Source organism: Candidatus Methanodesulfokora washburnensis (genome assembly GCF_003947435.1).
Taxonomy (GTDB): domain Archaea; phylum Korarchaeota; class Korarchaeia; order Korarchaeales; family Korarchaeaceae; genus Methanodesulfokora; species Methanodesulfokora washburnensis.
In genome coordinates, this window is the sequence record NZ_RCOS01000113.1 from 19,736 (window position 1) to 42,387 (window position 22,652).

Annotated in this window: 25 protein-coding genes and 4 tRNA genes; 17 read left to right on the forward strand and 12 right to left on the reverse strand. The window is 41.2% G+C overall.

Annotation, left to right across the window (positions count from 1 at the left end; translation table 11 throughout):
- Positions 1–5: 5 nt before the first annotated feature.
- Positions 6–1,310 carry an asparagine--tRNA ligase gene (gene asnS / locus D6D85_RS09435; protein WP_125671801.1) on the forward strand — a complete coding sequence of 435 codons (1,305 nt, stop codon included), beginning with the start codon at positions 6–8 and terminating at the stop codon, positions 1,308–1,310.
- On the opposite strand, the gene D6D85_RS09440 is transcribed toward asnS, so the two are convergent.
- The 3 genes from D6D85_RS09440 to rtcA are packed head-to-tail and all read right to left on the reverse strand — an operon-like array spanning position 1,291 to position 4,683.
- Positions 1,291–1,938: an ERCC4 domain-containing protein gene (locus D6D85_RS09440; protein ID WP_237558815.1), complete on the reverse strand. Its 648-nt coding sequence runs from the start codon at positions 1,936–1,938 to the stop codon at positions 1,291–1,293. The two genes, asnS and D6D85_RS09440, sit on opposite strands and share 20 nt — an antisense overlap.
- Positions 1,913–3,643, reverse strand: coding sequence for a hypothetical protein (locus D6D85_RS09445; RefSeq protein WP_125671803.1), 1,731 nt, complete (start codon positions 3,641–3,643; stop codon positions 1,913–1,915). The genes D6D85_RS09440 and D6D85_RS09445 overlap by 26 nt, the downstream gene beginning before the upstream one ends.
- Positions 3,644–3,645: 2 nt before the next feature.
- Positions 3,646–4,683, reverse strand: coding sequence for an RNA 3'-terminal phosphate cyclase (gene rtcA / locus D6D85_RS09450; RefSeq protein ID WP_125671804.1), 1,038 nt, complete (start codon positions 4,681–4,683; stop codon positions 3,646–3,648).
- Positions 4,684–4,724: 41 nt separating this feature from the next.
- On the opposite strand from rtcA, the gene D6D85_RS09455 reads away from it, so the two are divergent.
- Positions 4,725–5,294: a methylated-DNA--[protein]-cysteine S-methyltransferase gene (locus tag D6D85_RS09455; protein ID WP_237558810.1), complete on the forward strand. Its 570-nt coding sequence runs from the start codon at positions 4,725–4,727 to the stop codon at positions 5,292–5,294.
- 2 nt (positions 5,295–5,296) lie between these two features.
- Positions 5,297–6,574, forward strand: a complete 1,278-nt coding sequence (locus tag D6D85_RS09460) for a hypothetical protein (RefSeq protein ID WP_125671805.1) — start codon at positions 5,297–5,299, stop codon at positions 6,572–6,574.
- Here the strand turns inward: D6D85_RS09460 and D6D85_RS09465 are convergent.
- Positions 6,531–7,295 (reverse strand): DUF72 domain-containing protein, encoded by a 765-nt coding sequence (locus D6D85_RS09465; RefSeq protein WP_125671806.1) that lies wholly within the window; start codon positions 7,293–7,295, stop codon positions 6,531–6,533. The two genes, D6D85_RS09460 and D6D85_RS09465, sit on opposite strands and share 44 nt — an antisense overlap.
- A 33-nt stretch (positions 7,296–7,328) precedes the next feature.
- On the opposite strand from D6D85_RS09465, the gene D6D85_RS09470 reads away from it, so the two are divergent.
- Positions 7,329–8,333: a ribose 1,5-bisphosphate isomerase gene (locus D6D85_RS09470; RefSeq protein ID WP_125671807.1), complete on the forward strand. Its 1,005-nt coding sequence runs from the start codon at positions 7,329–7,331 to the stop codon at positions 8,331–8,333.
- A 29-nt stretch (positions 8,334–8,362) separates the two neighbouring features.
- Here the strand turns inward: D6D85_RS09470 and D6D85_RS09475 are convergent, their stop codons facing one another.
- Positions 8,363–9,472 (reverse strand): RuBisCO large subunit C-terminal-like domain-containing protein, encoded by a 1,110-nt coding sequence (locus D6D85_RS09475; RefSeq protein WP_125671808.1) that lies wholly within the window; start codon positions 9,470–9,472, stop codon positions 8,363–8,365.
- 126 nt (positions 9,473–9,598) lie between these two features.
- Between D6D85_RS09475 and D6D85_RS09480 the strand changes: the two genes are divergently transcribed.
- Complete coding sequence (locus D6D85_RS09480) at positions 9,599–11,158, forward strand: amidohydrolase (RefSeq protein WP_125671809.1); 1,560 nt, start codon at positions 9,599–9,601, stop codon at positions 11,156–11,158.
- Positions 11,159–11,266: 108 nt separating this feature from the next.
- Here the strand turns inward: D6D85_RS09480 and D6D85_RS09485 are convergent, their stop codons facing one another.
- Entirely contained in the window at positions 11,267–11,944 is a 678-nt protein-coding gene (locus D6D85_RS09485) for a DUF120 domain-containing protein (RefSeq protein ID WP_125671810.1), read from the reverse strand.
- A gap of 95 nt (positions 11,945–12,039) precedes the next feature.
- Here D6D85_RS09485 and twy1 point away from each other — a divergent pair, with 95 nt between their 5' ends.
- The 3 genes from twy1 (at position 12,040) to D6D85_RS09500 (ending at position 14,307) form a co-directional block, all read left to right on the forward strand.
- On the forward strand, positions 12,040–12,969 hold the full coding sequence (twy1, locus tag D6D85_RS09490) for a 4-demethylwyosine synthase TYW1 (protein ID WP_125671882.1): 930 nt from the start codon (positions 12,040–12,042) through the stop codon (positions 12,967–12,969).
- A gap of 15 nt (positions 12,970–12,984) precedes the next feature.
- Positions 12,985–13,665 (forward strand): UMP kinase, encoded by a 681-nt coding sequence (pyrH, locus tag D6D85_RS09495; RefSeq protein WP_161969806.1) that lies wholly within the window; start codon positions 12,985–12,987, stop codon positions 13,663–13,665.
- A gap of 282 nt (positions 13,666–13,947) precedes the next feature.
- A complete protein-coding gene (locus D6D85_RS09500) occupies positions 13,948–14,307 on the forward strand; it encodes a hypothetical protein (RefSeq protein WP_125671812.1) in 360 nt (119 codons plus the stop codon).
- A 47-nt stretch (positions 14,308–14,354) separates the two neighbouring features.
- Here D6D85_RS09500 and D6D85_RS09505 read toward each other — a convergent pair.
- Positions 14,355–14,429 (reverse strand) — tRNA-Glu (locus D6D85_RS09505).
- A gap of 96 nt (positions 14,430–14,525) precedes the next feature.
- Between D6D85_RS09505 and D6D85_RS09510 the strand changes: the two genes are divergently transcribed.
- The gene (locus tag D6D85_RS09510; RefSeq protein WP_125671813.1) at positions 14,526–15,542 is read left to right on the forward strand and encodes an adenylosuccinate synthetase; all 1,017 of its coding nucleotides are present in this window, start codon (positions 14,526–14,528) and stop codon (positions 15,540–15,542) included.
- Between the two features lie 2 nt (positions 15,543–15,544).
- Here D6D85_RS09510 and D6D85_RS09515 read toward each other — a convergent pair.
- Positions 15,545–15,616: transfer RNA gene (locus tag D6D85_RS09515), tRNA-Pro, on the reverse strand.
- A 90-nt stretch (positions 15,617–15,706) separates the two neighbouring features.
- Between D6D85_RS09515 and D6D85_RS09520 the strand changes: the two genes are divergently transcribed.
- Together D6D85_RS09520 and D6D85_RS09525 are read left to right on the forward strand one after the other, a co-directional pair.
- Positions 15,707–16,351 (forward strand): class I SAM-dependent methyltransferase, encoded by a 645-nt coding sequence (locus D6D85_RS09520; RefSeq protein WP_161969807.1) that lies wholly within the window; start codon positions 15,707–15,709, stop codon positions 16,349–16,351.
- Positions 16,335–17,720, forward strand: coding sequence for a tRNA uridine(34) 5-carboxymethylaminomethyl modification radical SAM/GNAT enzyme Elp3 (locus D6D85_RS09525; protein ID WP_125671815.1), 1,386 nt, complete (start codon positions 16,335–16,337; stop codon positions 17,718–17,720). Before D6D85_RS09520 ends, D6D85_RS09525 begins: the two co-directional genes overlap by 17 nt.
- A gap of 3 nt (positions 17,721–17,723) precedes the next feature.
- Here D6D85_RS09525 and D6D85_RS09530 read toward each other — a convergent pair.
- Positions 17,724–17,799 (reverse strand) — tRNA-Pro (locus D6D85_RS09530).
- 74 nt (positions 17,800–17,873) lie between these two features.
- Here D6D85_RS09530 and D6D85_RS09535 point away from each other — a divergent pair.
- The 6 genes from D6D85_RS09535 (at position 17,874) to D6D85_RS09560 (ending at position 21,740) form a co-directional block, all read left to right on the forward strand.
- Positions 17,874–18,650, forward strand: coding sequence for a DUF92 domain-containing protein (locus D6D85_RS09535; RefSeq protein WP_161969808.1), 777 nt, complete (start codon positions 17,874–17,876; stop codon positions 18,648–18,650).
- On the forward strand, positions 18,647–19,342 hold the full coding sequence (locus D6D85_RS09540) for a glycosyltransferase (protein ID WP_125671817.1): 696 nt from the start codon (positions 18,647–18,649) through the stop codon (positions 19,340–19,342). The genes D6D85_RS09535 and D6D85_RS09540 overlap by 4 nt, the downstream gene beginning before the upstream one ends.
- A 138-nt stretch (positions 19,343–19,480) precedes the next feature.
- Entirely contained in the window at positions 19,481–20,383 is a 903-nt protein-coding gene (locus D6D85_RS09545) for a transcription initiation factor IIB (protein ID WP_161969809.1), read from the forward strand.
- Between the two features lie 347 nt (positions 20,384–20,730).
- Entirely contained in the window at positions 20,731–21,051 is a 321-nt protein-coding gene (gene yciH, locus D6D85_RS09550; protein ID WP_125671819.1) for a stress response translation initiation inhibitor YciH, read from the forward strand.
- 30 nt (positions 21,052–21,081) lie between these two features.
- Positions 21,082–21,225, forward strand: coding sequence for a DNA-directed RNA polymerase subunit P (locus D6D85_RS09555; protein WP_125671820.1), 144 nt, complete (start codon positions 21,082–21,084; stop codon positions 21,223–21,225).
- 14 nt (positions 21,226–21,239) lie between these two features.
- The gene (locus D6D85_RS09560; RefSeq protein WP_161969810.1) at positions 21,240–21,740 is read left to right on the forward strand and encodes a signal peptidase I; all 501 of its coding nucleotides are present in this window, start codon (positions 21,240–21,242) and stop codon (positions 21,738–21,740) included.
- A gap of 44 nt (positions 21,741–21,784) precedes the next feature.
- Here D6D85_RS09560 and D6D85_RS09565 read toward each other — a convergent pair.
- The 3 genes from D6D85_RS09565 to D6D85_RS09575 form a co-directional block, all read right to left on the reverse strand.
- Positions 21,785–21,857: transfer RNA gene (locus tag D6D85_RS09565), tRNA-Val, on the reverse strand.
- Positions 21,858–21,871: 14 nt separating this feature from the next.
- A complete protein-coding gene (locus D6D85_RS09570) occupies positions 21,872–22,108 on the reverse strand; it encodes a hypothetical protein (RefSeq protein WP_125671822.1) in 237 nt (78 codons plus the stop codon).
- Positions 22,083–22,652 carry a Brix domain-containing protein gene (locus tag D6D85_RS09575; RefSeq protein WP_125671823.1) on the reverse strand — a complete coding sequence of 190 codons (570 nt, stop codon included), beginning with the start codon at positions 22,650–22,652 and terminating at the stop codon, positions 22,083–22,085. The genes D6D85_RS09570 and D6D85_RS09575 overlap by 26 nt, the downstream gene beginning before the upstream one ends.

The window sequence follows — 22,652 nt, forward strand, 5'->3', positions numbered from 1 at the left end:
ATCCTATGAGCGAGAGGATAAGGCTTGCTAGATCCCACTATATAGATGAAATCACGGATAAACTGGCTGGATCAGAGGTCAAACTGGCTGGATGGGTTAGAAAGAAGATGGAACTAGGAGGACTCACCTTTATCATACTGAGAGATTCAACTGGAGTTATACAAGTTGTCTTCAGAGAAGACAGAATAGGAAAGGAAAAAATGAAGGAAGCAAGAAAACTCAGCATGGAGAGTTCTGTAATTGTTTCTGGCAAAGTAAAATTGGATAAAAGAGCTCCAAACGGACTGGAAATAGAAGCAGAGGATTTGAAAGTTGTCGGATATGCTGAGGAGTTTCCAATAAAACCAGGTGTGGGAAAGAAATTTTTATTTGATAACAGGCACCTTCATATAAGAGGAAGGAAGACCCAGGCATTTTTGAGGATAAGAAGTGAGCTAATAAAAGCATTTGAGGAATGGTATAATTCCCATGGATTTACTAGAGTTGAGGCTCCCACTTTTGTTGGAACAGCTGTTGAAGGAGGAGCGACCTTATTTGAGGTGGACTATTTTGGGAAGAAGGCCTATCTAACTCAAAGCTCTCAGTTCTACTTAGAAGCAATGATTTTCTCTTTTGACAATGTCTACACAATACAACCGAGTTTTAGGGCAGAAAAATCTAGAACCAAGAGACATTTAACTGAATTCTGGCATCTAGAAGCCGAGATGGCGTGGGCAGATTTAAATTCTATGATGGATATAGTCGAAAACTCACTTAAATATGCCGTGGAGAAAGTATGCGAGAGGGCTGCAGATCAGCTGAGCATATTAAAGAGGAAATTTGAACCTCCATCAGGGAGATTCCCAAGGATAACATACGATGAAGCGATAGAGATAGCTAAGAGAAAAGGAGTGAGGATAGAATGGGGGGAGGATTTAGGAGCAGAAGCTGAAAGGGCTATATCTCTTGAGTTTGACCTTCCTGTATTTGTCACTCATTATCCAAAAACAGCAAAAGCATTTTACCATAAGATATATCAAGAGGATCCGAGAAAGGTTGTGTGTGCAGATCTTCTGGCACCAGAGGGTATAGGAGAGATAGTCGGGGGAGGACAGAGGATCGATGATCTGAACGAGTTGCTGACTAGAATAAAGGAGGAAAACTTGGATCCTGAGAGCTATAAGTGGTACATAGACTTGAGAAGATATGGAACAGTCCCTCATGCAGGATTTGGACTGGGGATAGAGAGAACAGCTAGATGGATAAGCGGCGCTGATAGCGTTAGAGATGTTGTTCCATTCCCAAGGACTCCTACAAGGATAAATCCGTGATTTTTTCCTCCTCCTTCCTGATAAATCTTTTTTCAAGAGTATCAACAAATGCCCTTGCTTTTTTCTCTCCTAGGATGCTTTTTAGTTCCCCATAGCTCGCATTAAAAACTCCTTTTAGGGATCCAAATTTTATTAGAAGTTTTTCTGATAGTTTTGGCCCTATCCCAGGAAATCCTTGAAGAATGAACAAAGTCCTCTCTTTCTCCTCCACCCTTCCCTTTCTTCTAGCTGTTATGGACTGTAAGCCTTCTTTCTGTCTCTTCTCGGCTAAAGATGCAATGAATTCTACTGTTGCATCCCTGTCAGGAGTGTTTACAACCGATATTCCCTCCGCTATGATTCTGGAGATAGCTGAATACAGTATCTTCTTCTCCCTCCCGTCTAGCCCGAGGAGATCTCCTTCTACTATAAGGACTACTTTTTTATATAGTTCTCTCATTCGCTTTACCTGATTAAAGAGCCTTCCATCATAAATAGAGGATAGAAAATCTCTAACGGTTTTTCTCTCTATACATGTATCATTTCCTAAAATGTAGTCCCCTGGCTCAAATTGCCTTTTCTCGGCCCATATCCCCCTAGATCTCAGTCCTAAGAATATTTCCTCAGGCTCCCTGTTCTCCACTATCACTCTGGTCAAATCTATCGCCTCCCTTCGATAGCTCAGTAATCATATTCCTGACCCTGTTTGTCAGAAAGGATATCTCATATTCCACCTTAGGAGCTTCCATCTCCTCTACTATTATTCTCGGTACACCGTCATTTCCTATCCTTGCCGACCCTCTAACAATTACCTCCTCTCCATTGAGCTTATTCCTCAGATCATCAGGAGAGTACCTGTCTAGTTCTAGCCCTTTCATGTCTATTTCCTCTAGCATTTCTTCAACAGACTTCTTCACTACCTGTTCCACATCCTTTCCTGTTATTACCGCTTTTGCAACTCCGGTTCCATCATCTATAAATATGGTTAAACTTGGTCTCGGAAGACCTGTAGTATCACCACAATTGGGACATATGAACTTTCCGTACTCTCTTTCAACTCTTTCTCCGCACTTTTCGCAATACCATCTTATGAATATATCTCCCACGTAGCTCACAAGACCCCTCACTTCAACAAGACCTCCAATAGCTTCCGATATCGAAGTCTTCGTGTATATAATACCTTTTGCAGTCGAGTAATCCATAAAAGCACCACTTTCTGTTCTACTCTCTATAATTCTAATCTTGGAACCTTTATCTATCGATAGAAAATCTCTATCTCCCAATTTTACTGTATATGCATCTTTAATCTCGACGAGGCACGGAACTCTTGTCCTAGATAGCATCTCTGCTGCATCATCCCAAGCTCTGCCTGGCAATAGCTCTCCATTCTTTTTTATTATAAAGTACAGCATTTTCTTGGAACCGTTTCTTAAAGCTATATCCCTTATTTTTGATAAATAAATTATCTCCCCTTTGAAAAAGCCACTTGTCTGAGGACCTTCCACGAAAACTTCTGTCAGAGCTGTTGAGTGCAGTTCTATGGATCCGTTTCTTTCTCTTATTCTCATGTTCTTCAGTACAACTGGACTGTTAATTTGCACACCAGACAGAAGATCTACTTTTTCATTCCAGAAGACCACTCTTATCTCATCTCCGGTTTTCTCATCCCTGAGAGTAAGAGTCACCCTTCTTCCAGTTTCCCCGTCCTTCTTAGAAAATTCTGCTGGCTGAAATATATTTGATAATATCCCTCTTACATCAACTTCAGGGAGAGGAAATTCTTCAGATAAAATCTCAGCTACCGATAAGATTCTAGCTGATGGAGTTGGATATTCAGGAAATTCTCCTTCCAGCACATTTATCTCGCTTTCAGAGTCGATATTTATGGAGATCTCTTCCCCTCTTCTTCCTATTCTTGCTCTGGATATCATCACCACATCCCCTTCTTGGATTTCCCCTTTCTTTATTCTGTCAACTATGCCTTTACTCCAGACAACAGCTCTTGCAGTTTTCTTTCCGTCTGATATGAAAAATTCAGCTCTTTCGGTTTTTTCCCCATCCCTAGAAATATATGGCACCACGCCGATCATCCTAATTATCCTTCCTCTTATCATCGCCCTTCTCATTCCAGGAACTACTTTTTCCAGTGGGATTATCTCAGGTCCCTTTATTTTCTCCGCTTTCTGCTCTAATTTCACCCCAAGATCATGAGCAACCAAGTAGACAGCTCCATCTTCTCTCAATATTCCATCATATTCAGCTACATACTTTCTTACCATATTCCATATCTCTTCCTTACTTTTACCTGATTTTCTTGAGATCTCCTCTACAATAAATTCAAGCTCGTCGTTCAAGATTAGATCCCTTTCCCAACAACCTCAATTACACAGGGCTTATCTTTTTCCCCCTTTATATCAAATTTTATATTAAAGAATTTCTCACATAGCCATATGTTTGATATTGCATGAAGCGTCAGATTGGACACCCCAATAGCTGACCTTCCACTAGATATTGCAAGATAGGGTATTAACATGTCCCCTGTATGCCTGTCAAAAGCCATTCCTGTTCTTATCTCATCAATTAGTTTTAATGCTGCCTCCTTTCCTACTATTTCACTCGGTTTCCCTCTTTCACCAAGAGAATCTGCTCCTATTGTGCTATTGGACTCTGCCCACACTGTTATTCCAGCCCCTGGACCAAGATGGCCATCCTCTGACCATTCCACGCCGATCTCAGGGTTAAATCCTTCGTTTTTAAGAATTTTTGTAGCAGATAATGCAATTCTCTCAGCAATGTCCTTTCTGAGTCTTACTGCATGGGCTAATCCCCCTACTTTCCTTATCTCGCCAAGTCTTACCATCTCTATATTTTTTATCTTTGAAATTGGATTTATCCTGAGAAATACCCTTCCTCCGCCCCGCGGATAATGACCCCTCTTAATCAGCTGTAGCTCTACATTTATTCCTATAAGAGATAAATTTTTAAGAAATACGTTTCTCATATAATCAACTGGAGGTGCCATCCTCACATCCGTACCACCTATAAGCTCCAATTCTATGGGAGAATTTGCCCTGATCGCAACAGGTAAAACCGCCTGTATTATAAGCGAGACGCTTCCTGCAGTACCCACATCAAATTTGTACCTTCCACCTCTTACTTCTCCAGGAATAAACTCAACAGTAGTAGATCCTATTGCTAGACCACTTACTTTTGCACTAGATATCTCAGCCAACACCTTGGCTGCAGCTAGATGTTGAGGTTTTAGGCCAGGAGGATCTCTTTTAGCCCTTATATTCTTGATTTTTACGGGTATCCCTGAGAGAGCTGACAAGGCGAGGGAATATCTAAAGAGGGACCCACCTCCCTCGCCATAGCTCCCATCAATTTCTATCATAAAAAACACCTATTTTTAACTTACATTTGCAGTTCTCTTCTGTGAGGTCGCAAGAATACATTGTGATCGAAGAGGTAAATAAATTCTTTGTGGGAATGGTGTTCAGAGAGGGAAAACTTTTTTGCAACACTTTGCCTCTTGACAGCTGGGATAAAGCAATTTTCTATCTGAAAAGAAACTATGATATCAAGAAGTTTCATGGTGAGGTGGATCCTCGCATTCAGGAGAGAGCAAGAAGAGTAGCCGAGTCTATATTTGATTTATTCATGGGAAAGCCCGTTTCTGTTGATCTTAACATCCTCATCGAGACCCCAAATTGGAGTGTTCTTACCTCTCTGTTGAGGATCCCTCGTGGAAAGGTCTGTACTTATGGGGAACTAGGCAAATTTTTTAAGATGAACCCAAGAGCTATGGGAAGGATAATGGGTATGAATCCTTTTCCTTTGATTATTCCGTGCCATAGAGTGATAAGAAGTGATATGAGCCTTGGAGGGTACTCTTATGGAGTGGACTTGAAGAGAAAGATCTTAGAGAGGGAAGGTGTTAAGATAAACAGGACCAACAAAGTTGATATATCCTCCCTCTATAGATTCACGGAAGCAGAGGTGTAAGCTTGGGGGTTGTAATTAGACCTGTATTTGCTCTGGATTTCGGCACCAGTTTGGTTAAATTCGGCCCCATATGGAGGGGAAAGTACCCAGATTTCATAGAAAATAGAGGATATTTTCCCAAGATTTCCAAAATATCAGCGGAGATAAGAGGTCTTGCTGCTGAGGAAGTTATAGTAGGACCTGCTGTATCGGAGTACTTGGAATCAAAAGCCGATCTATCTAGACTCTATTATCCCATGAGAAATGGTGTAATAGCAAGAGATGATGAGCGAGGTTGGAAGATTGTCAAAAAGATAATTAAGTACACACTCGAAAAGTACTATCCTGGAAAATATGATCCAAGCGGAAGGCCTTTTGATGGTTTTTACGTTGTAGTTGCTCTAGCAGCTCAATCACCAACTTACATGTACGAGAGGATGTTTGAGATCCATAAAGAGGTAAATGAGGAACATGGAAGAGGTCTTATAAAAGCTGTTACAATAATACCCCAGCCTCTTTCTGTTGCTATAGCTGAAAAAGCCACTACATGCACTGTGATAGAGTCAGGCCATGGAAACACACAAGTCACTCCCATAAGCAGGGATGTGATAAGAGCTGCTCTAATTCCACTAAACAGAGGAGGTTACGATTCTGACAGAATTACATCTCAGATATTAAAGGATATTGGCTACTCGGATCTGGCAAGAGAGGAGAAATTCGTCAGAATATTCAAGGAGATGGCTGGTCTTGTTCCATTAAATTTAGATAAAGCAATAGAATGGACAAAGGCACATAAAGGAGCTGTGAAGAACAGGTTTTCAATACCGGGAACTACTGTTAGCGTAGATATGGGAGACAAGGCATGGATGAGGTTTCTAATAGGTGAGTTCTTCTTTAATCCAGGACATGAGCTTTACCAGAGTTATTACACTAGAGGATTCGCTCCACCAGCCGATACTGTGGTGGGAGGGGAGGTTATACCCGGAAATGTGAGCATTGCGGAGGCAATCAGGCTCTCAATATCTAAGACTCCTGTAGAGATACAATCCAGCTTAGTGAGAAGGATAATACTCTCAGGGGGTGCCTTCAACTGGAAGGTTCCTGACGGAATGGAGGGTGTTGCTGTCAGCTCTCCTGAGAAAATAAGAATACAGCTGAGGGAGCTGGGGATTGATTCTCAGCCATCCATGATAGCAGATCCGCAGTTCAGTGTATGGAGGGGATCTATAATATACGGGAATTATGTTCCAGAGGACCTCACTTGGGATTGGAGTTCTCTTGAGGGGTGGATGTACTTATAGATTTCAGTACACTCAAGAACCTCTGGGAGTCCTCTCCCATATAGGAGTTGTTAAACATCACATATGAGACCTCAGAACTCAAGCCAGATATGAATTCAGCGAGATGAGAGAGCTCTTCATCCCCATACTTGTACTTATACACTATTTTCCTTCCCTTTCTTCCTCCATGAAGCCTGAAGTAAGAGGTTCTTCCAACCAGCGCAGGTCTATCGTATAGAGGGTCTACTACATGTATTATGTCAAGTTCCCTTAGAATACTGTCTAACTTGTCCTTCCAGCTTTCATGTCTTACCTCCCAGCCAATTTTGTCTACATCACCCCTTATGGACTTGAAAAATCTGTATGCATTATCAATATTCTCTTCTGTAGCTTCAAAAGAAGGGGGACTCTGAAATATGATCAGCTCTGGGTTTAAGGGCTTAATAGACTCTAGAAATTCTTTCCACAACTTGAGATTATCCTCACTGCATCTGAGCAACCCTACATTTCTTCCATGTGGAAGGCCTTTCTTCCTCCAGAAAGTGCTGTTTGGATCATGAGTGAGAGCCATCCATGCTTTTGGAACAAATTCAAACCATTCAGGGGACTCCTTTCTCCAAGAAGAAGCGAGTTTCTGAGATATAATTTTATAAAATGTATTCTGCACTTCAACTACATTGAATAAACTGTAATATTTCTTTTTAGAGAAGCAGAAGCCACAACATCCCACTTTGATGTGCATTTAATAAGATGACCCTGCTAAAATATATTTCTTATGACAGTGCCTGAAGAAGTCCTTAAGCTCGCAGAAGATATAAAAAATATGAGAATAAGGGGTGCCGGCGAGATAGCTAGAGCGGCTGTAAGGGGATTAAGTATAGCTGCAGCAAAATCGGAGGCCACCAATAGGGAGGAGTTTCTGAGAGATCTTGATGATGCTGCTAAAGTGCTTCTACTGACAAGACCTACTGCGGTATCCCTGCCCAACGCATTAAGATATGTCATGGTTAGGGCGTATAAAGCATATGAGGAGGGAAGGACTAAGGATGAAATAAAGGAAAGTGTATTTAAGGCATCTGACGAGTTCTACAAGAACTCTCTTAAGGCCATTGATCTAATAGGAATGTATGGATCGAGAAGAATAGAAGATGGAGATATTATAATGACTCATTGCCATAGCACTGCTGCTGTAAGTATTCTAGTGAATGCATGGAGAAGTGGGAAGAGGTTTGAGGTTATATCTACTGAAACTAGGCCCAGGTATCAAGGAAGAATAACAGCATCGATTCTTGCCAAGGAAGGGATACCTGTATCTCTCATAGTGGATTCGGCTGCTAGATTTTTCATGGAGCATGTAGATAAAGTTGTTGTAGGAGCTGATGCTGTGGCTGCAAATGGAGCTGTAGTGAACAAAATAGGAACGTCCATGATTGCTTTAGCTGCCCATGAGGCCAGAGTCAATTTTATTGTAGCTGCTGAGACCTATAAATTCTCTCCAGAGACTGTTTTGGGATCTCTCATAAGGATAGAGGAGAGGCCAGCTGACGAAATAGTGGAAACACAGTACCTAAAAGACAACCCGGGAGTGAAAGTCAGAAATCCTGCTTTTGATGTCACTCCTGCCTCTTATGTCGATCTAATAGTAACAGAAAAGGGCGTAATTCCTCCAGAAGCAGCTATATTGATACTTAAAGAAGAGTTTGGATGGTTCTCCAGCGTAAACCTGCCTAAATTCCTGAAAGAAGGATTAGAAACTCCTGTGGAAATGAGCGAATACTGATTAAAACTGATGCTTCGGCCTGAAAGTTATCACTGAGTTGCAAGGATTCCCCACTTCTTTACCGCTACTTTCACCTCTTCATGGCTGTTAAGTATTTCTGGAAGTCTTTCCCCTCTGAGAAAGGCATCTATGCATTCCCTCATGGATTTAACTCCTGCTTCTTCTCCCATTGGATGTTCATATACTGCTTCATCAGCTATTATTGCTTGTTCCTCCCCAAAAATAGCTAAGTTTGCCTCCACCTCCCCTGGATGAATGTTTCTTGCTACTGGCAGAGATTTCTTAACTTCAATTCCTGATGTGAGAGCCCTATCTATGCTGAGAACTTCCTCTCTGTTTGTTCCGTAATAGCCAGGTCTCTCCACGACATCGGCACCATAAAGTCTAGCAAGCTTAGCCAAGATGGATGGAGAAAAAGAGCTCTGATATGATGGAAGGTTTACGTATAGAAAAATTCTCTTTCCAAATTCCTCTCTGATCGTAACAATGCCGTCCATGCACCCCACATTTAAATCATAAAATAATGTCCTTGCACCACTATCAAGGGATTTCTGAACTATGTCTACAAGTTTCTCCAGTTTGGATGTCACATTTACCCAGTAAACTGCCCTTCTTCCAGTTTCCTCTTTGATCTTATCTATTTTTTCCTCTATAAGAGATATCCTTAAGCCTATTTGAGATGCCTCTTGGTTGATCAAACCTGGAATATCTCTTACAAAGTCTAAGCCTGCTGATATGAGTTTATATGAGACATCTGCCAAATCTGCTGGATGTATTCCCTGGATAGGCCTCAAAACTGCACCCAGCATAACTCCTCTCGCACCAAGAGACCTGTTTATCCCTTCAGCCCCATTGGAAGGTCCTGGCATGTGAGAGAAATCGGCCTCAACATCCTCTAACCTGATATCTCCATGAGGCAAACTGTCTATCACTAGAGCTAGGGATTGAAGCAGACCAGATTCTGTATCTAGAATTGTCTCTGGAATTTGGACATAAAATGCATCTCCCTCACTGCTTAGCGAGAGAAGGGCCCTCTCCTCATCAGTCTCAACCCATTTTCTTAATCTCTCAAACCATTTTATAAATGAAGTATGATCTTCCCTCACAACAAATTTTAGCCTTAGTGCTCTAGTACTCATAAGATCCTCATCTCTCAGATCTACACCTAGAATTTAAATATTTATTATTGACTCGAATCGAGAAAGGAAACTGAAGAACCTTTTTGCTACGCAAGTTTTTATTGAAAGATTTGTCATGACTGCCAGATGGAAAACTCATTCTGTCTTGTTAATGGAAAAATTTATGTTTCCTTCAAACCAACAAAAATAGCAGACTCTCTCGTTGTTATAAATGGTAGGGTAGTTTATACGGGTGATGAAGACAAAGCGAGAAATATAGTAGATGCACTTGACCTAAAATTGATAGATCTTAAAGGAAAAGTTGTTCTTCCTGGCTTTGTGGATTCTCATGTTCATCTAGATGAGCTTGGCATGTATCTGGAGATGCTTGATCTAAAAGGCGTTGAAAGCATAACAGATCTAAAAGAGAGACTTAGATCCCATAATGGAAGGAATAAATGGATATTAGGACATGGATGGGATCAAGAAAATTTCAAAGAAAAGCGATTTCCGACCAGATGGGATCTAGATGAAGTAGTTAGGGATAAACCTGTTGTACTCACTAGAATCTGCGTTCATGCTGCTGTTCTTAACACTAAAGCAATGGAGTTGACCGGGCTTTTGAAAAGCGAAGATCCGAATGTAATTAAGAATGAGAAAGGAGAAGCCATCGGTATCGTTATGGAAAAAGCGCTTGAGAGAGTGAGAGAAAAAGTGAAGGAAGATTTAACTCAAGAGGACTACATAAGATTTCTCTCTAAGGCCATAGATTTTGCTGCATCTCAAGGAGTAACAACAGTCGGATTTGTTAGCTGTGATAGAAATAGTCTAATAGCTCTATATCATTTGAACAGCGAGAAGAAGTTGAAAATTAGGATTAGAGTCTATTTAAATCCAGAAGTTCTGGAAACATTGAGAAACTTAGGGATGAAAAGAGGATTTGGCGATGAGTTCTTGAGAATAAATGGGTTGAAGATCCTAGCAGATGGCTCATTAGGGGCTAGGACGGCTTGGCTTTCAGAACCTTATTCCGATTCATTCACAAGTGGTAATCCAAATATAAGCAGGGAAGAGTTGAGGAGGATAGCAGAGGAAGCTGATAAAAGCGGACTCCAGCTTGCAGTGCACGGAATAGGAGATAAAACCATAGATATGATACTTGATATATACGAAAATATAAAAACTTTCGAAAACAGGCATAGAATAGAGCACGCATCTGTAGTGCGTGATGACCAAATCACTAGGATTAGTGGGCTTGGAGTCGTGTTATCCGTTCAGCCTCATTTTGTCATAACAGATTGGTGGGTATTAAATAGAGTTGGAGAAAAGAGAGCAAAGTGGGTTTATCGATTCAAGAAGATGCTCTCAAGCGGCATAAACTTGGGTTTTGGGACAGATTGTCCTGTGGAGGATTTAAACCCATGGAAAACAGTTTATGCTGCTGTAACAAGAGGAGGCAAATCTCTACCTCTTTATGAGATCACAAAGGAAGAATGTTTAGACTTGGAGGAGGCTCTCTATTGTTATACTAAGGGATCTGCTTATGTGTTATTTGATGAGGAGAACTTGGGCTCTCTTGAGAAAGGGAAACTGGCTGATTTCATAGTACTAGAAGAAGATCCATTTAAGGTCGATGATCTGAGGAAGCTACGTGTTCTGGAAACTTATGTAGGCGGAACCAAGGTTTTTAGTGCCATGAACAGGTAATTGATGCTTAGATTACTTAAAGCAGCATTACAAGCCTCTTCGAACAATTTAACTTAATAATTTTATAGTTATAAAATTTAATACTAAAAATTCTCATTTGTATGACTGTCAGTCCCAGCTTAGCAGATCTACAGTTACTATATCCCCATCCTTCAGGTTCAATTTTCTTCTGAGGTTATCCTTAGATATAACTTCTATGACATCAGCATTATAGTGCCTTCGCTCTGGAAAAATAGCATGACATAACTCTCCATTTAGTCTAACTGGGTATATTCTGACACTTCCGAAAGTTCTTCCTGACTCGGTAAACCCCGGCACTATGACAGGCCTGACCTTTTCAATCCACTTTATAACACTATATATAGCGGATTTTGATATTATCCTCAAGTTAAGAGTCCCCTTGAAGGGTTCGTAACCAAGGTGCTTAAGGAACTCCCTTCTGTAGCCCTCGAGAGACATGTAATATGCTCCCTCTCCGAGTCCCGTGAAAACCTCGCCAGCAATTCTTTCAATGGGCTTTTCTCCGGAGGATATAAGCTCACAAACTCCATTGAGAAGAGCAAGCCCCTTGGCACTCACTATAAAGTGATGTCTCTTTCCCTTAACAGCTCTTATTACATATCCGCCATTTTCTGCCTCCTTAAACCATCTAACTAAGGTAGGTTTTGGTATACCCGTGAATTCTGCTAAATCAGATAAACTTATTGGCTTATCCCTTCCTCCTGACTGAATTAGAGATATGAGAAGTAGAACTGTCCTCTGATTTACCCTATTGCTTATTGCCATGTTATCCCTTCTAAGCTTCCTTAGGAAAACTATATATAGCTTGATATCCGAATCTTATTGTGGAAATTCCAGCCGAGATTTCGCTGAGAAAGCTCATGAGAAGACAGGGATATCAGCTTATACTAAATCATTCAGCCTTAAAACCGTGTTCTTGGTTCAGAGAAGCTATAATGAGAGGTAGAACATGTTATAAACATAAGTTTTTTGGTATACCATCTTGGAGATGCATACAAATGTCACCAAGCATATACTGTAATTTTCAATGCCTTCACTGCTGGAGGACTAATGCAAGCGATCTTCCTCCGGAAATGAGATGGAAAGAGATTCCAGATGAGAGTTATAAATGGGATGATCCCGAAGAAATAGCAGAGGAGTCAATAAGAATTCAGAGAATGATTGTTCAGGGGTACAAAGGAGTCAAAGTATTCAGCAAAAAGATGCTGGAGGAAGCGGAGAATCCAAAACACGCAGCTATATCACTTACAGGAGAGCCCACCCTTTATCCTTACATAGGAGAGCTTGTTGAAGCCTACAAAAGGAGGGGGATGACCACATTTATAGTGACAAATGGCTCCATGCCTGATGTAATAGAGGGACTTTCCACAGAGCCCACTCAGCTTTATATAACGGTTAATTCTCCAAACAGGGAATCCTTTAACAGAATTTCAAGACCTCTTGTCCCTGATGCTTGGGATAAAGTTGTAAAAACTCTTTCTCTGATAAAATCTCTTACATCTCCTGTTGTCATGAGGATAACAGCTATAAAAGGAGTAAACATGCATCTTGCAAAAGAATTTGCTGAGCTTATTGATAAATTCGAGCCCACTTACGTGGAGCCAAAAGGATATAGTTATGTGGGATATTCAAGAAGGAGGATGTCAAGAGAAAACTCTCCATCGCATGAGGAAGTTAGATCTTTTGCTAAAGAAATAGCAAACCTAACATCTTATAAGATTATAGATGAGCAGAAGGAAAGCAAGGTCGTCCTTTTATCTAAGCTGGATAAACCAATAAGATTTTATTGAGAAGAGGTGATTCTATTGAATATAGTCCTCCTTCTGGGTGGTCATATATTCAATGAACTGAGAGAAGGAAAAATAAGCGAGATAAAGGAGATAGCAGATCTTTTAAGAAGACTTTTAAGAGAGGGAAATAGAATTGTCGTGGTAGCAGGAGGAGGTTTATTAGCAAGGGAGTACATAAGTATATCGGAGAAGCTCGGTGCAACAAAGGCAGTCCAAGATATCATTGGCATAGAGGCAACTAGATTAAATGCAATGGTTTTAATCTCTGCTCTCTTCGATATTTCCTATCCTTATGTCCCTTCATCATATGAAGAGGCCGTCAAAGGTCTTGACTCTAAAGGTCTTGTTATAATGGGAGGAATAGCTCCAGCTCAGTCAACAGATGCAGTAGCTGCGATAATGGCAGAGCTAATAAGAGCGGATATCTTAGTAAAGGCTTCTGAGAAGGGAGGAGTTTATGAGAGGGATCCGAAAGAGGATCCAAATGCAAGAAAATATGATAGAATGACTTATGACGAGCTGGAGAGGATAATCCTTGAAAAGAAGTTTCTTCCAGGAAAATATGATCTTTTAGATCATCTGGCTCTCCTAGTCCTTAAGAGATCAAACATACCCCTAGCTATAGTGCCACCAGATGCTGAGTCGATAGAGAGAGCTCTAAAAGGCGAAGTTATAGGTACACTAGTGAGATTTTGACATTCTTCACGGCTAAAGCTAGGAGATTCTCGGCTTATTGGGATGGTCCTCATCCAATCAGGTTAGAGAGCTGTGCAAGGGTGGCTTTTGCTGTAGGCATGTAACCTATAGTCTGCTTGAATATGTTCATCGCTTTGGCCTTCATAAGCTATATAAAAGTATAGACGATTAATCTTATGATAGAAACTATGGGATTTTCTATTGATTTTGCAATTATTTATATATAAACTAAAATCCGCACATGGTTAAATATTCAAGTCTAGCTGACAACAAGGTGTGCTCATGCTGAGGAGACCTATAAGACCTCCAGCTAAGCCAACTAAGTTAAGGGCCCCTCTTACCCTGAAGAAGTTACTTTTTGAAGCAGTTTTTGGGATTATCTATGCATTATTAACATTTCCCATATCCCTTCTTATAGCAGAGTTCAGCGTCTGGGTGTCAAGCGTGTGGATGCTGACTAAAGCAGATGCATTCAGGAACTTTAATTTATTTTTATGGCTAGTGCAGCTGATGTTCATGATAGTTCCACTGTACCACAAAAGGTATATGAGGGCACTTTTCTTCATCATAACAAGCCTTCTAATATATTATGCTGTCTTCTTTATCGCTGCTTTTGATCCCTTATCCCTGTTTGGTTACTGATCTAACAGGATAGCACAGGCGGAAAAGATCAGAAAGGGTAAGAAGTATGCTCCGGCCGGGATTTGAACCCGGGTCTGAGGCTCGAGAGGCCTCCATGCTTGGCCGGGCTACACCACCGGAGCCCGGAAAATCAGGGGTGTGAAAATAAAAAGCTATATGTCAGACTTATTGAATAGGAATCTTTTTCTTTTTGGTTAAAAAAGCTGGTTGGGGTAGAAATGCCTGCTACTGTTGTTGTTGGAGGGTTCTATGGAGATGAAGGAAAGGGGAAGATACTGAGTTATCTTTCCCTTGCAGATGATGTGGATATAGGAGTCAGAGGAGGGGTAGGGCCAAATGCTGGACACACTGTTGTGTTTAAAGGGAAGGAGTTCAAGCTAAGACAGATCCCATCCGCTTTCGTTAATGAGAGATCTCTTCTCTTGATAGGCCCTGGTGTGTTGATAAATCCCGAGGTCTTTTTCAATGAGATAAAAATCACTGGAGCTGAAAACAGAATATACATGGATAAAAACTGTGGTATAATAGAGAGGAGACATATAGAGATGGATTCCTCTGACCTTCACTTAAAGGGAACTGTAGGCACTACAGGAACGGGAACAGGTCCTGCAAATGCAGAGAGAGTCCTTAGAAAGCTTAAGATAGCAAGAGATGTGCCGGAGCTTCAGAAATATATAGAAGATGTTCCAAAAATAGTAAATGAGGCAGTCGATTCTGGGAAAAAAGTTCTCATTGAGGGAACCCAAGGCACATTTCTCTCCTTATGGCATACAGACTACTATCCATTCTGCACATCCAAAGACACGACTGCCTCAGCTATATGCTCAGACGTGGGTCTGGGACCGAAGAAAATAGATGACATCCTAGTTATATTTAAATCTTATGTAACGAGAGTTGGGGGAGGGCCTCTCGAGAATGAGTACAGTGAGGAGGAGGCCAGAAGGCTGGGAATGCTGGAAGTAGCCACGGTAACAGGGAGAAAGAGAAGGTCGGCTCCCTTCAATTTCAAGCTTGCGAAGAGAGCCGTCATGCTGAATAGTGCCACGCAAGTAGCGATAACAAAATTAGATGTGCTTTTTCCAGGGGCCTCAGGAGCCAGAAGATATGAAGATCTTCCCAGAGAAGCAAGGGATTTCATAGATATGGTTGAGAACGAGCTGAAAGTTCCCGTGACCCTTGTTGGAACAGGAAAAGATGTTATGGATGTAGTTGATATGAGAAAGGAGAAGCTTTAAAATGGGGGCGCCGGGATTTGAACCCGGGTCTGAGGCTCCCGAGGCCTCCATCCTAGCCAAGCTAGACTACGCCCTGCAACTTAATGTGGTCTTTATAAAAACTGTTTCCCTGAGGTAGCAGGAAGATTATGTTTGAGGATATCCTTACTATAAAAAGAGAAATCATGCACACCTTCGATAAAATAGCAGGTGATTACAGCAGCAAGAGGAGAAAGCCTTGGCCTGAAATAAAGCTTGTACACGGCCGAAGAGTATTAGATGCAGGATGTGGACCTGGAAGGAACTCAAAGTACTTTTTAGATGTGGGTTCTGATGTTTTCTCGGTGGATATATCAATAGAGATGCTCAGAATAGCAAGAAAGATGATCCCCGATGCTGAACTAGTACAGTGTGATATCACATCCCTTCCATTCAGAAACAATGCATTTGACTGCATTCTGCTTGTTGCAACACTACATCATGTGCCGTCTAAGCCGGAGAGATTGAAAACGTTAAAGGAGATATTTAGAGTGACATCTTGCGGAGGAGAAGTATTAATAACAGTATGGTCTGTTTTTCAGCCCAGATTTCTCAAAAAAATCCCTAGAATGGCATTAGATAGAATCTTGGGTAGAGTTAAAGAGCTGTGGGACACATATATTCCATGGGGAAAAGAGAAGAGATACTATCACCTCTTCTCAAGAAGAGAGCTTGTGGGTTTAGTTAAAAAAGCTGGTTTTTATGAGATAACTATTCATGAGGAGGGAATTTTTCCCAGAAACCATGTGGTGATAGCTAGAAAGGGAGTCGAAAATGGTGAGACATGCTAGGGTGTTATCAGGAGTGGCTGTAGTAGCAGTAATGACGAAGCCTAGCAAATGCCCTCATGGAAGGTGCTCTTATTGCCCCGGTGGAGAGAATATACCTCAAAGTTATGTAGAGGAATCACCTGTTGTTGTCAGGGCAAGCAAAGTTGGATATGATCCGTATGTACAAGTTCAGGATAGACTGAAACAATTTATGGATGTAGGATACTATCCCTCAAAAGTGGAATTGATAGTGATGGGCGGAACCTTCACAGCAATGCCGCAACAGTATCAAGAGGAGTTCATAAAGGACTGCTTTGATGCCCTGACTGATTTCCCCTCAAGCACTTCTTACAGAAGCAGGGGCATAGAGGAAGCTCATCTGAGAAATGAAAAAGCTAGCTCAAGATGTGTAGCCTTGACTGTGGAGACAAGACCTGATTGGGCAAAGGAAAAGCAGGCAGAATTCATGCTGAGGCTTGGGGTCACTAGGGTGGAGATAGGAGTTCAGTCGATATATGATGATGTGCTGAGAAGAGTTGAGAGAGGTCACACAGTAAGGGATACTATTGAGGCCACAAGAGTATTGAAGGATAAGGGGTATAAACTGTGTTATCATATAATGCCGGGTTTACCAGGAAGTGATCTAGATAGAGATTTTGAGATGTTCAAGGAGATATTCGAGAACAGCTCTTTCAAGCCAGATATGCTTAAAATATATCCAACCTTGGTCATAAAAGGGACAAAGCTGTTTGAGGAGTGGAAGTCAGGAAGATATTATCCTCTAGAGGATGACGCTGCTGTAGATCTTCTGGCAAGAGTCTATGAGATAATGCCCAGATGGATAAGGGTGCAGCATGTTCAGAGGGATATTCCGATCGAGAGAATAGAGGCAGGAGTGAAAAGGAGAAATATAAGGCAATTAGTGGAGGAGAAGTTGGAGAGGAGAGGAATAAGGATAAAGGAGATAAGGTACAGAGAGGTTGGACATGCTATTGCTAGGGGGATAAAGCCAGATTTCAAGAATATAAGCATACTAAGAGAAGATTATGAGGCTAGTGGAGGAACAGAAGTTTTCCTGACCATTGAAGATGAAAAAAATGACGTTCTCATGGGCCTTCTCAGGTTCAGAGTCCCAATCCATGGGAACATTGGAATAGTAAGAGAACTTCATGTGTACGGCATTCAGGTGCCGATAGGCTCATTTAATGAAGAAAGTGCTCAACACAGAGGATTTGGAAGAAGTCTTATGGAGAAGATGGAGGAAATCGCTGTAAGCGACTTTGATGTGAAGAAGATCCTTGTTATATCTGGTGTAGGTGCAAGAGAGTATTTTCGCAAGCTTGGATATCATAGAGAACAGGGAATTTTCTATATGCAGAAGGAACTTTAGCTATGGGGCCGGCGGGATTTGAACCCGCGACCACCAGCGCCCCAGGCTGGCATCCTGAACCAAGCTAGACTACGGCCCCGTTATATGACGGATGCTCCATTGACTTTCAGCAACCACCTGTTTAAAAAAGCTATCGCTGAGAGGATATCGATGTTGGACGATAAGCTGGTTGGTCTGTTATTAGTTATGATTATAGCATTATTAGGTTATAAAAAAGACGCTGTAAATCTATCGGGCCTAGCTTCAGGAATTATCGTAGGATTTGTTACTGTTCTTCTGGGAGGACTTTTGCTATTCCTTCCATTGCTCACTTTCTTCGTTCTTGGATCTATGTTTACAGTGTATAAATATAATTTGAAGGAGATAAAAGGCGCTGCTGAGGACAGAAAGGGAAGAAGAAGTTGGAACAATGTACTATCAAACGGCGTTCCTCCGTTGATCTTCCTGCTTATCTGGAGATTTAGCTCAAACGATGCCTTTCTTTTGGCTTTCTTCAGTTCGATAGCTGCTGACACATCAGATACTTTAAGTAATGAGATAGGAGTTCTAAGCGAGAAGGATCCTATCCTCCTGTTCTCTTGGAAAAGAGTTCCTGCTGGAACCTCAGGTGCTGTATCACTTCTTGGTACAGTTACAGCTTTGCTCTCTCCACTCCCCATATCTTTTGAATCTTACTTTATCTCTGGTGGAAGTATCAGATTTCTTATGATCCCTGCCTTTTGTGGCTTTCTTGGAAGTCTTTTTGATAGTATTCTTGGAGCCTTAGTTCAGGAGAAGAGAATTTGTCCTGTTTGCGGAAGAATAACAGAAAAGAAGATCCATTGCGGCTATTCTACTCGATACCTAGCGGGAGTAAAGGGTTTTGGGAATGGATCTGTGAACTTCACAATGAGCCTTGCAGCTGGAGCTTTATCCCTGGTGATTCCATGATCTCCGTCATAATACCAACGAAAAATGAAGAGAAATACATAAAAAGGTGTCTAATTTCTCTGAACAGACAGAGAGAGTATATAGGGGAGATAATAGTAGCAGATGGGGGAAGCACAGATAAAACAGTGGAAATAGCTAGAAGATACGCAGATATAGTTTTAGTAGATCCTAGGCTTAATAGTCCGGGAAAGGGAAGAAATGCTGGGGCAAATGTGGCAAAAGGAGATATACTGGCTTTTGTCGATGCTGATACCTTAGTTAACGATGAATGGGGAAAAGCAATAACCGAGGCATTCAACCAGAAAGGGGTTTTGATGGCCTCTGGTCCTGTTTATCCCTATGACTCAAGCATTTTATTGAAGATCGCCTATATCTTCTCGTACGATTTTCTTGTGAGGGTCACAAGGTTCCTCAGGATAACTCACTTTCTTGGATTAAATGTGGCTTACAGAAAGGACTTCTTCATTAAATTAGGTGGTTTTCCAAATACAAAACTATCTGAGGACATACTGCTCTCAATGAAGGCTAATAAATATGGAAAATCCGTCTTTAGCAGGAAGATGTCTGTTCTAAGCTCAGCCAGAAGATTGAGAAAACAGGGGATCGGATGGATTTTGTTATATCTAATATTTAATGAATTGAAAGTTATTTTTAAAGGAAAACCCCTTGAGTACTATCCTGAAGTAAGATAAAAATAATAATATTTTACTTCGATTGTTCGCACAGGTATTGCACTAGAAAGTAACCCTCTTAAACAAACCGAAAACTTTATATACCGATTGATGCCTATTTTAGTTGATAAAAAGTTTTCGGTTTGTGAGGGGTTAGTCTTGGAAAAAGAGGAGGAACTTAGATGCCCCAGATGTGGGAGTACTAATATAATAGAAGATCCTGATGCAGGTGAGCTAGTTTGCGCTGATTGTGGTCTTATAATATCTTCTGGCGTTCCCACAGAGAGAAAAGAATGGAGAGCTTTTGATTCAGATGAATACATAAAGAGAGCCCATACTGGGGCTCCGATATCTCCTACAAGACCAAGTTTTGGTCTGGATACAGGTTTTATTGGTCAGGATAGCGTGAGTAAAAAGTCCGCAAAAAGGTTTCAGAGAACAAAGAAGCATGTCAGTGACTCAAAGGAAAAGACAATAGAACCAGCCCTCATGAAGATAAAGGATGTTGCTGAGACATTGAACATACCGGAAGAGGCTGTGGAGGATGCCGCCATGTTATATAGAATGGCTGCAGGAAAGGGATTAGTAAAGGGAAGGAGCATGGATGCGATGGTGGCTGCTGTGATCTATGCTGCATGTAGAAGGATGGAGATCCCAAGAACTCTTGAAAGCATAGCAGAATTTTTTGGACTCAAGGAGAAGGATGTGGGCAGAAGCTTCAGGTTTCTCTTCAGAAAACTAGGAATAAAAATACCTCCTCCCAAGCCGGAGAAATTTGCTTATCATATATGCACTAAATTAGGTCTCTCAGAGGAGGTAGCAACCCAAGCAACGAGAATATTAAAGCTTGCGAGAAAGATGGGTGCTACAATGGGAAGAGAGCCCGTGGGTGTAGCCGCTGCTGCTGTTTATATGGCTTGCCAAGAGCAGGGGATTCACAGAACACAAAGAGAACTAGCTCAAGCAGCTGGAGTTACTGAGGTCACTGTAAGGAACAGGTATAAGGAGCTTCTTGAGAGAATAAGACCTACTCTGAAGCAACAAAGCACTGAAGGGGAATGATATAGCCCGCCTAGGTTATTTAGTATGAATAGCTGCTATTCTTATGTAATTTTGAACTATCTATCTGTTTTTGGGCTGAGAATTAGGTTATAAAGGCCTTAGATTGCCTGAAAGAAGCTCTTTGAGATATACAGATACACCCCCTAAAGAGGATTAACATATTTAATCTGATCTTCGGATAGCAGTCAAGAAGTTGGCCTTAAAAGAAGTATTACAACAGGATAATTGAGCCAATGAGCATGAATAATTCACCCTTGTTCTGTTGTTTTTACCATTAATCATAAGGAGACGTTAACCGGTAAGCTTAAATTCCGACCTTAAACAACTGACAGGAGAAGGGAAGTTTTATGGTTGAGGATAGGTGTCCTGTATGTGGTCTTCCTAAGGAATTATGCGTTTGTGGAGAGATTAAGAGAGAAGAACAGAAGATAACAGTGAGATCAGAAAGAAGGAAGTATAGAAAGGAGGTTACATTAATAGAAGGCTTAAATCCTGGGGAGCTGGATATTAGATCGTTGTTAAAGGATATGAAGAGCAAGCTCGCATGCGGCGGTACATATAAGGAGAAAGAGAAGACCATAATACTTCAGGGAAATCATGTGAAAAAAGTCAAGCCGATGCTTATAAAGTGGGGGATCCCTCCGGAGAAGATAGAACTTCTAGGTTAAGTTTTTAAATGGAACATTGAGGATAGGCGTATGTACGAGTGTATGAGATGTGGTTACGTTTTCTCGAAAAGCGAGATGGAGGAATTCTTTAAGGACTATAAGTGTCCTCGGTGTGGTTATAGAATAATAAAGAAAGTGAGAAAGGAGGATATAAAAAGAGTGAAAGCCATTTGAAAAGGGGATTTTACTTGAGCTCCCTCTACAGAAGAGCAGCAAAAGAGATAGTGTACATCATTTTAGTAGCTCTATTATTGCTAGTCCTTGTAGATTTTGGACTAAATTTAGTTTTTGGGGTTAAGTATCCGCTAGCTGTTGTTATGTCAGGATCTATGAAGCCCACACTTGAACCAGGGGATTTAATCCTGGTGCAAAAAGTGGATCCCATGAACCTTAAAGTAGGGGATATAATTGTCTTTGAAGTACCATGGAGCAGCACGCCAATAGTCCACAGGGTAGTGGCGATAGAGGATGGTAAAATTTTCACTAAAGGTGACAACAATCTCTATCCAGATCCCGGCTACAGATCCCCTGAGGATATCTATGGAAAGGTGATTGAGGTATCCGGTAATCCGTTTAGGATTCCTCTCGTAGGATATATACTTGCTTTTACACAGACTATCTATGGAAAGGCTATTTTAGTTGTCCTGCTGGCAATAATGGTTATAAGGGACATATACAGAAAGGAATAAGGATTATCATTAATCTGAAGGACAGAAAAAGAAAGATGTTAAAGTGGGCCGGGTGGGACTCGAACCCACGGCCTCCGCCTCGTCAAGGCGGCGTCATAGCCGCTAGACTACCGGCCCATACCATATCACCGCTATCTAAATAAATTTTCCTCCTTAGCAAGGGTATATATATCTGTTATTGATTGAACTAATCTTGTTATAGTATTGAACATAGCCCTTGCTTTTGTTATCTCATCTGCGCTGAATTTCACCAAGAGAGTGTCATCTGTCCTCTCAAATAAGATATCCTTATAATCAGGCTTGAGCGAGAGCGTTATCAAATTCAGAAATTCCTTATCTCCCCTAAGCCTTATCTCTATCTCTATCAAATAAATATGCCACCCCTTTTATGTATATTCTGGGTCCCAGCTCCTCCACTGGATCCGTCAAAAAGAAGCTTATTGCCGGTCTTTTATTTAGATGAACAAACAACACAACATCTGAGTCCACTTTCCCGAGCTCTTCTGTCTTTATGGGACACTCGAGCACTGATATGCCCATCCCCTCTCCTAATAAATTTGACAGCTCCTTCATATTATCATCAGAAAAAGCTATCTCAATTGTCTCCACTTTTGGAACCCTTTTTTCTGTAATCTCTCTTCTTAAAGCAACCCCAGAAAACAGAATTGATCTTGGATTGGGTTCCGGCGGAGTCTTTGCGACATCGAAAAATCTCATTCTAGACGGATTCCCTTTTATCTGATCTATTATGACAAGTTTAGATGCACCAAGCCTTATGGCCCTCTCGGACAGGTCGATTATAGAGCTTTTTCCTCTGTTTACCTTTATAGCTCCAGGAATAACTCTGCACAAGTCCTTTATAAAGGATCTAGTTCTCTGAGATGGATATCTTGATGTGGTGAATATAATCAA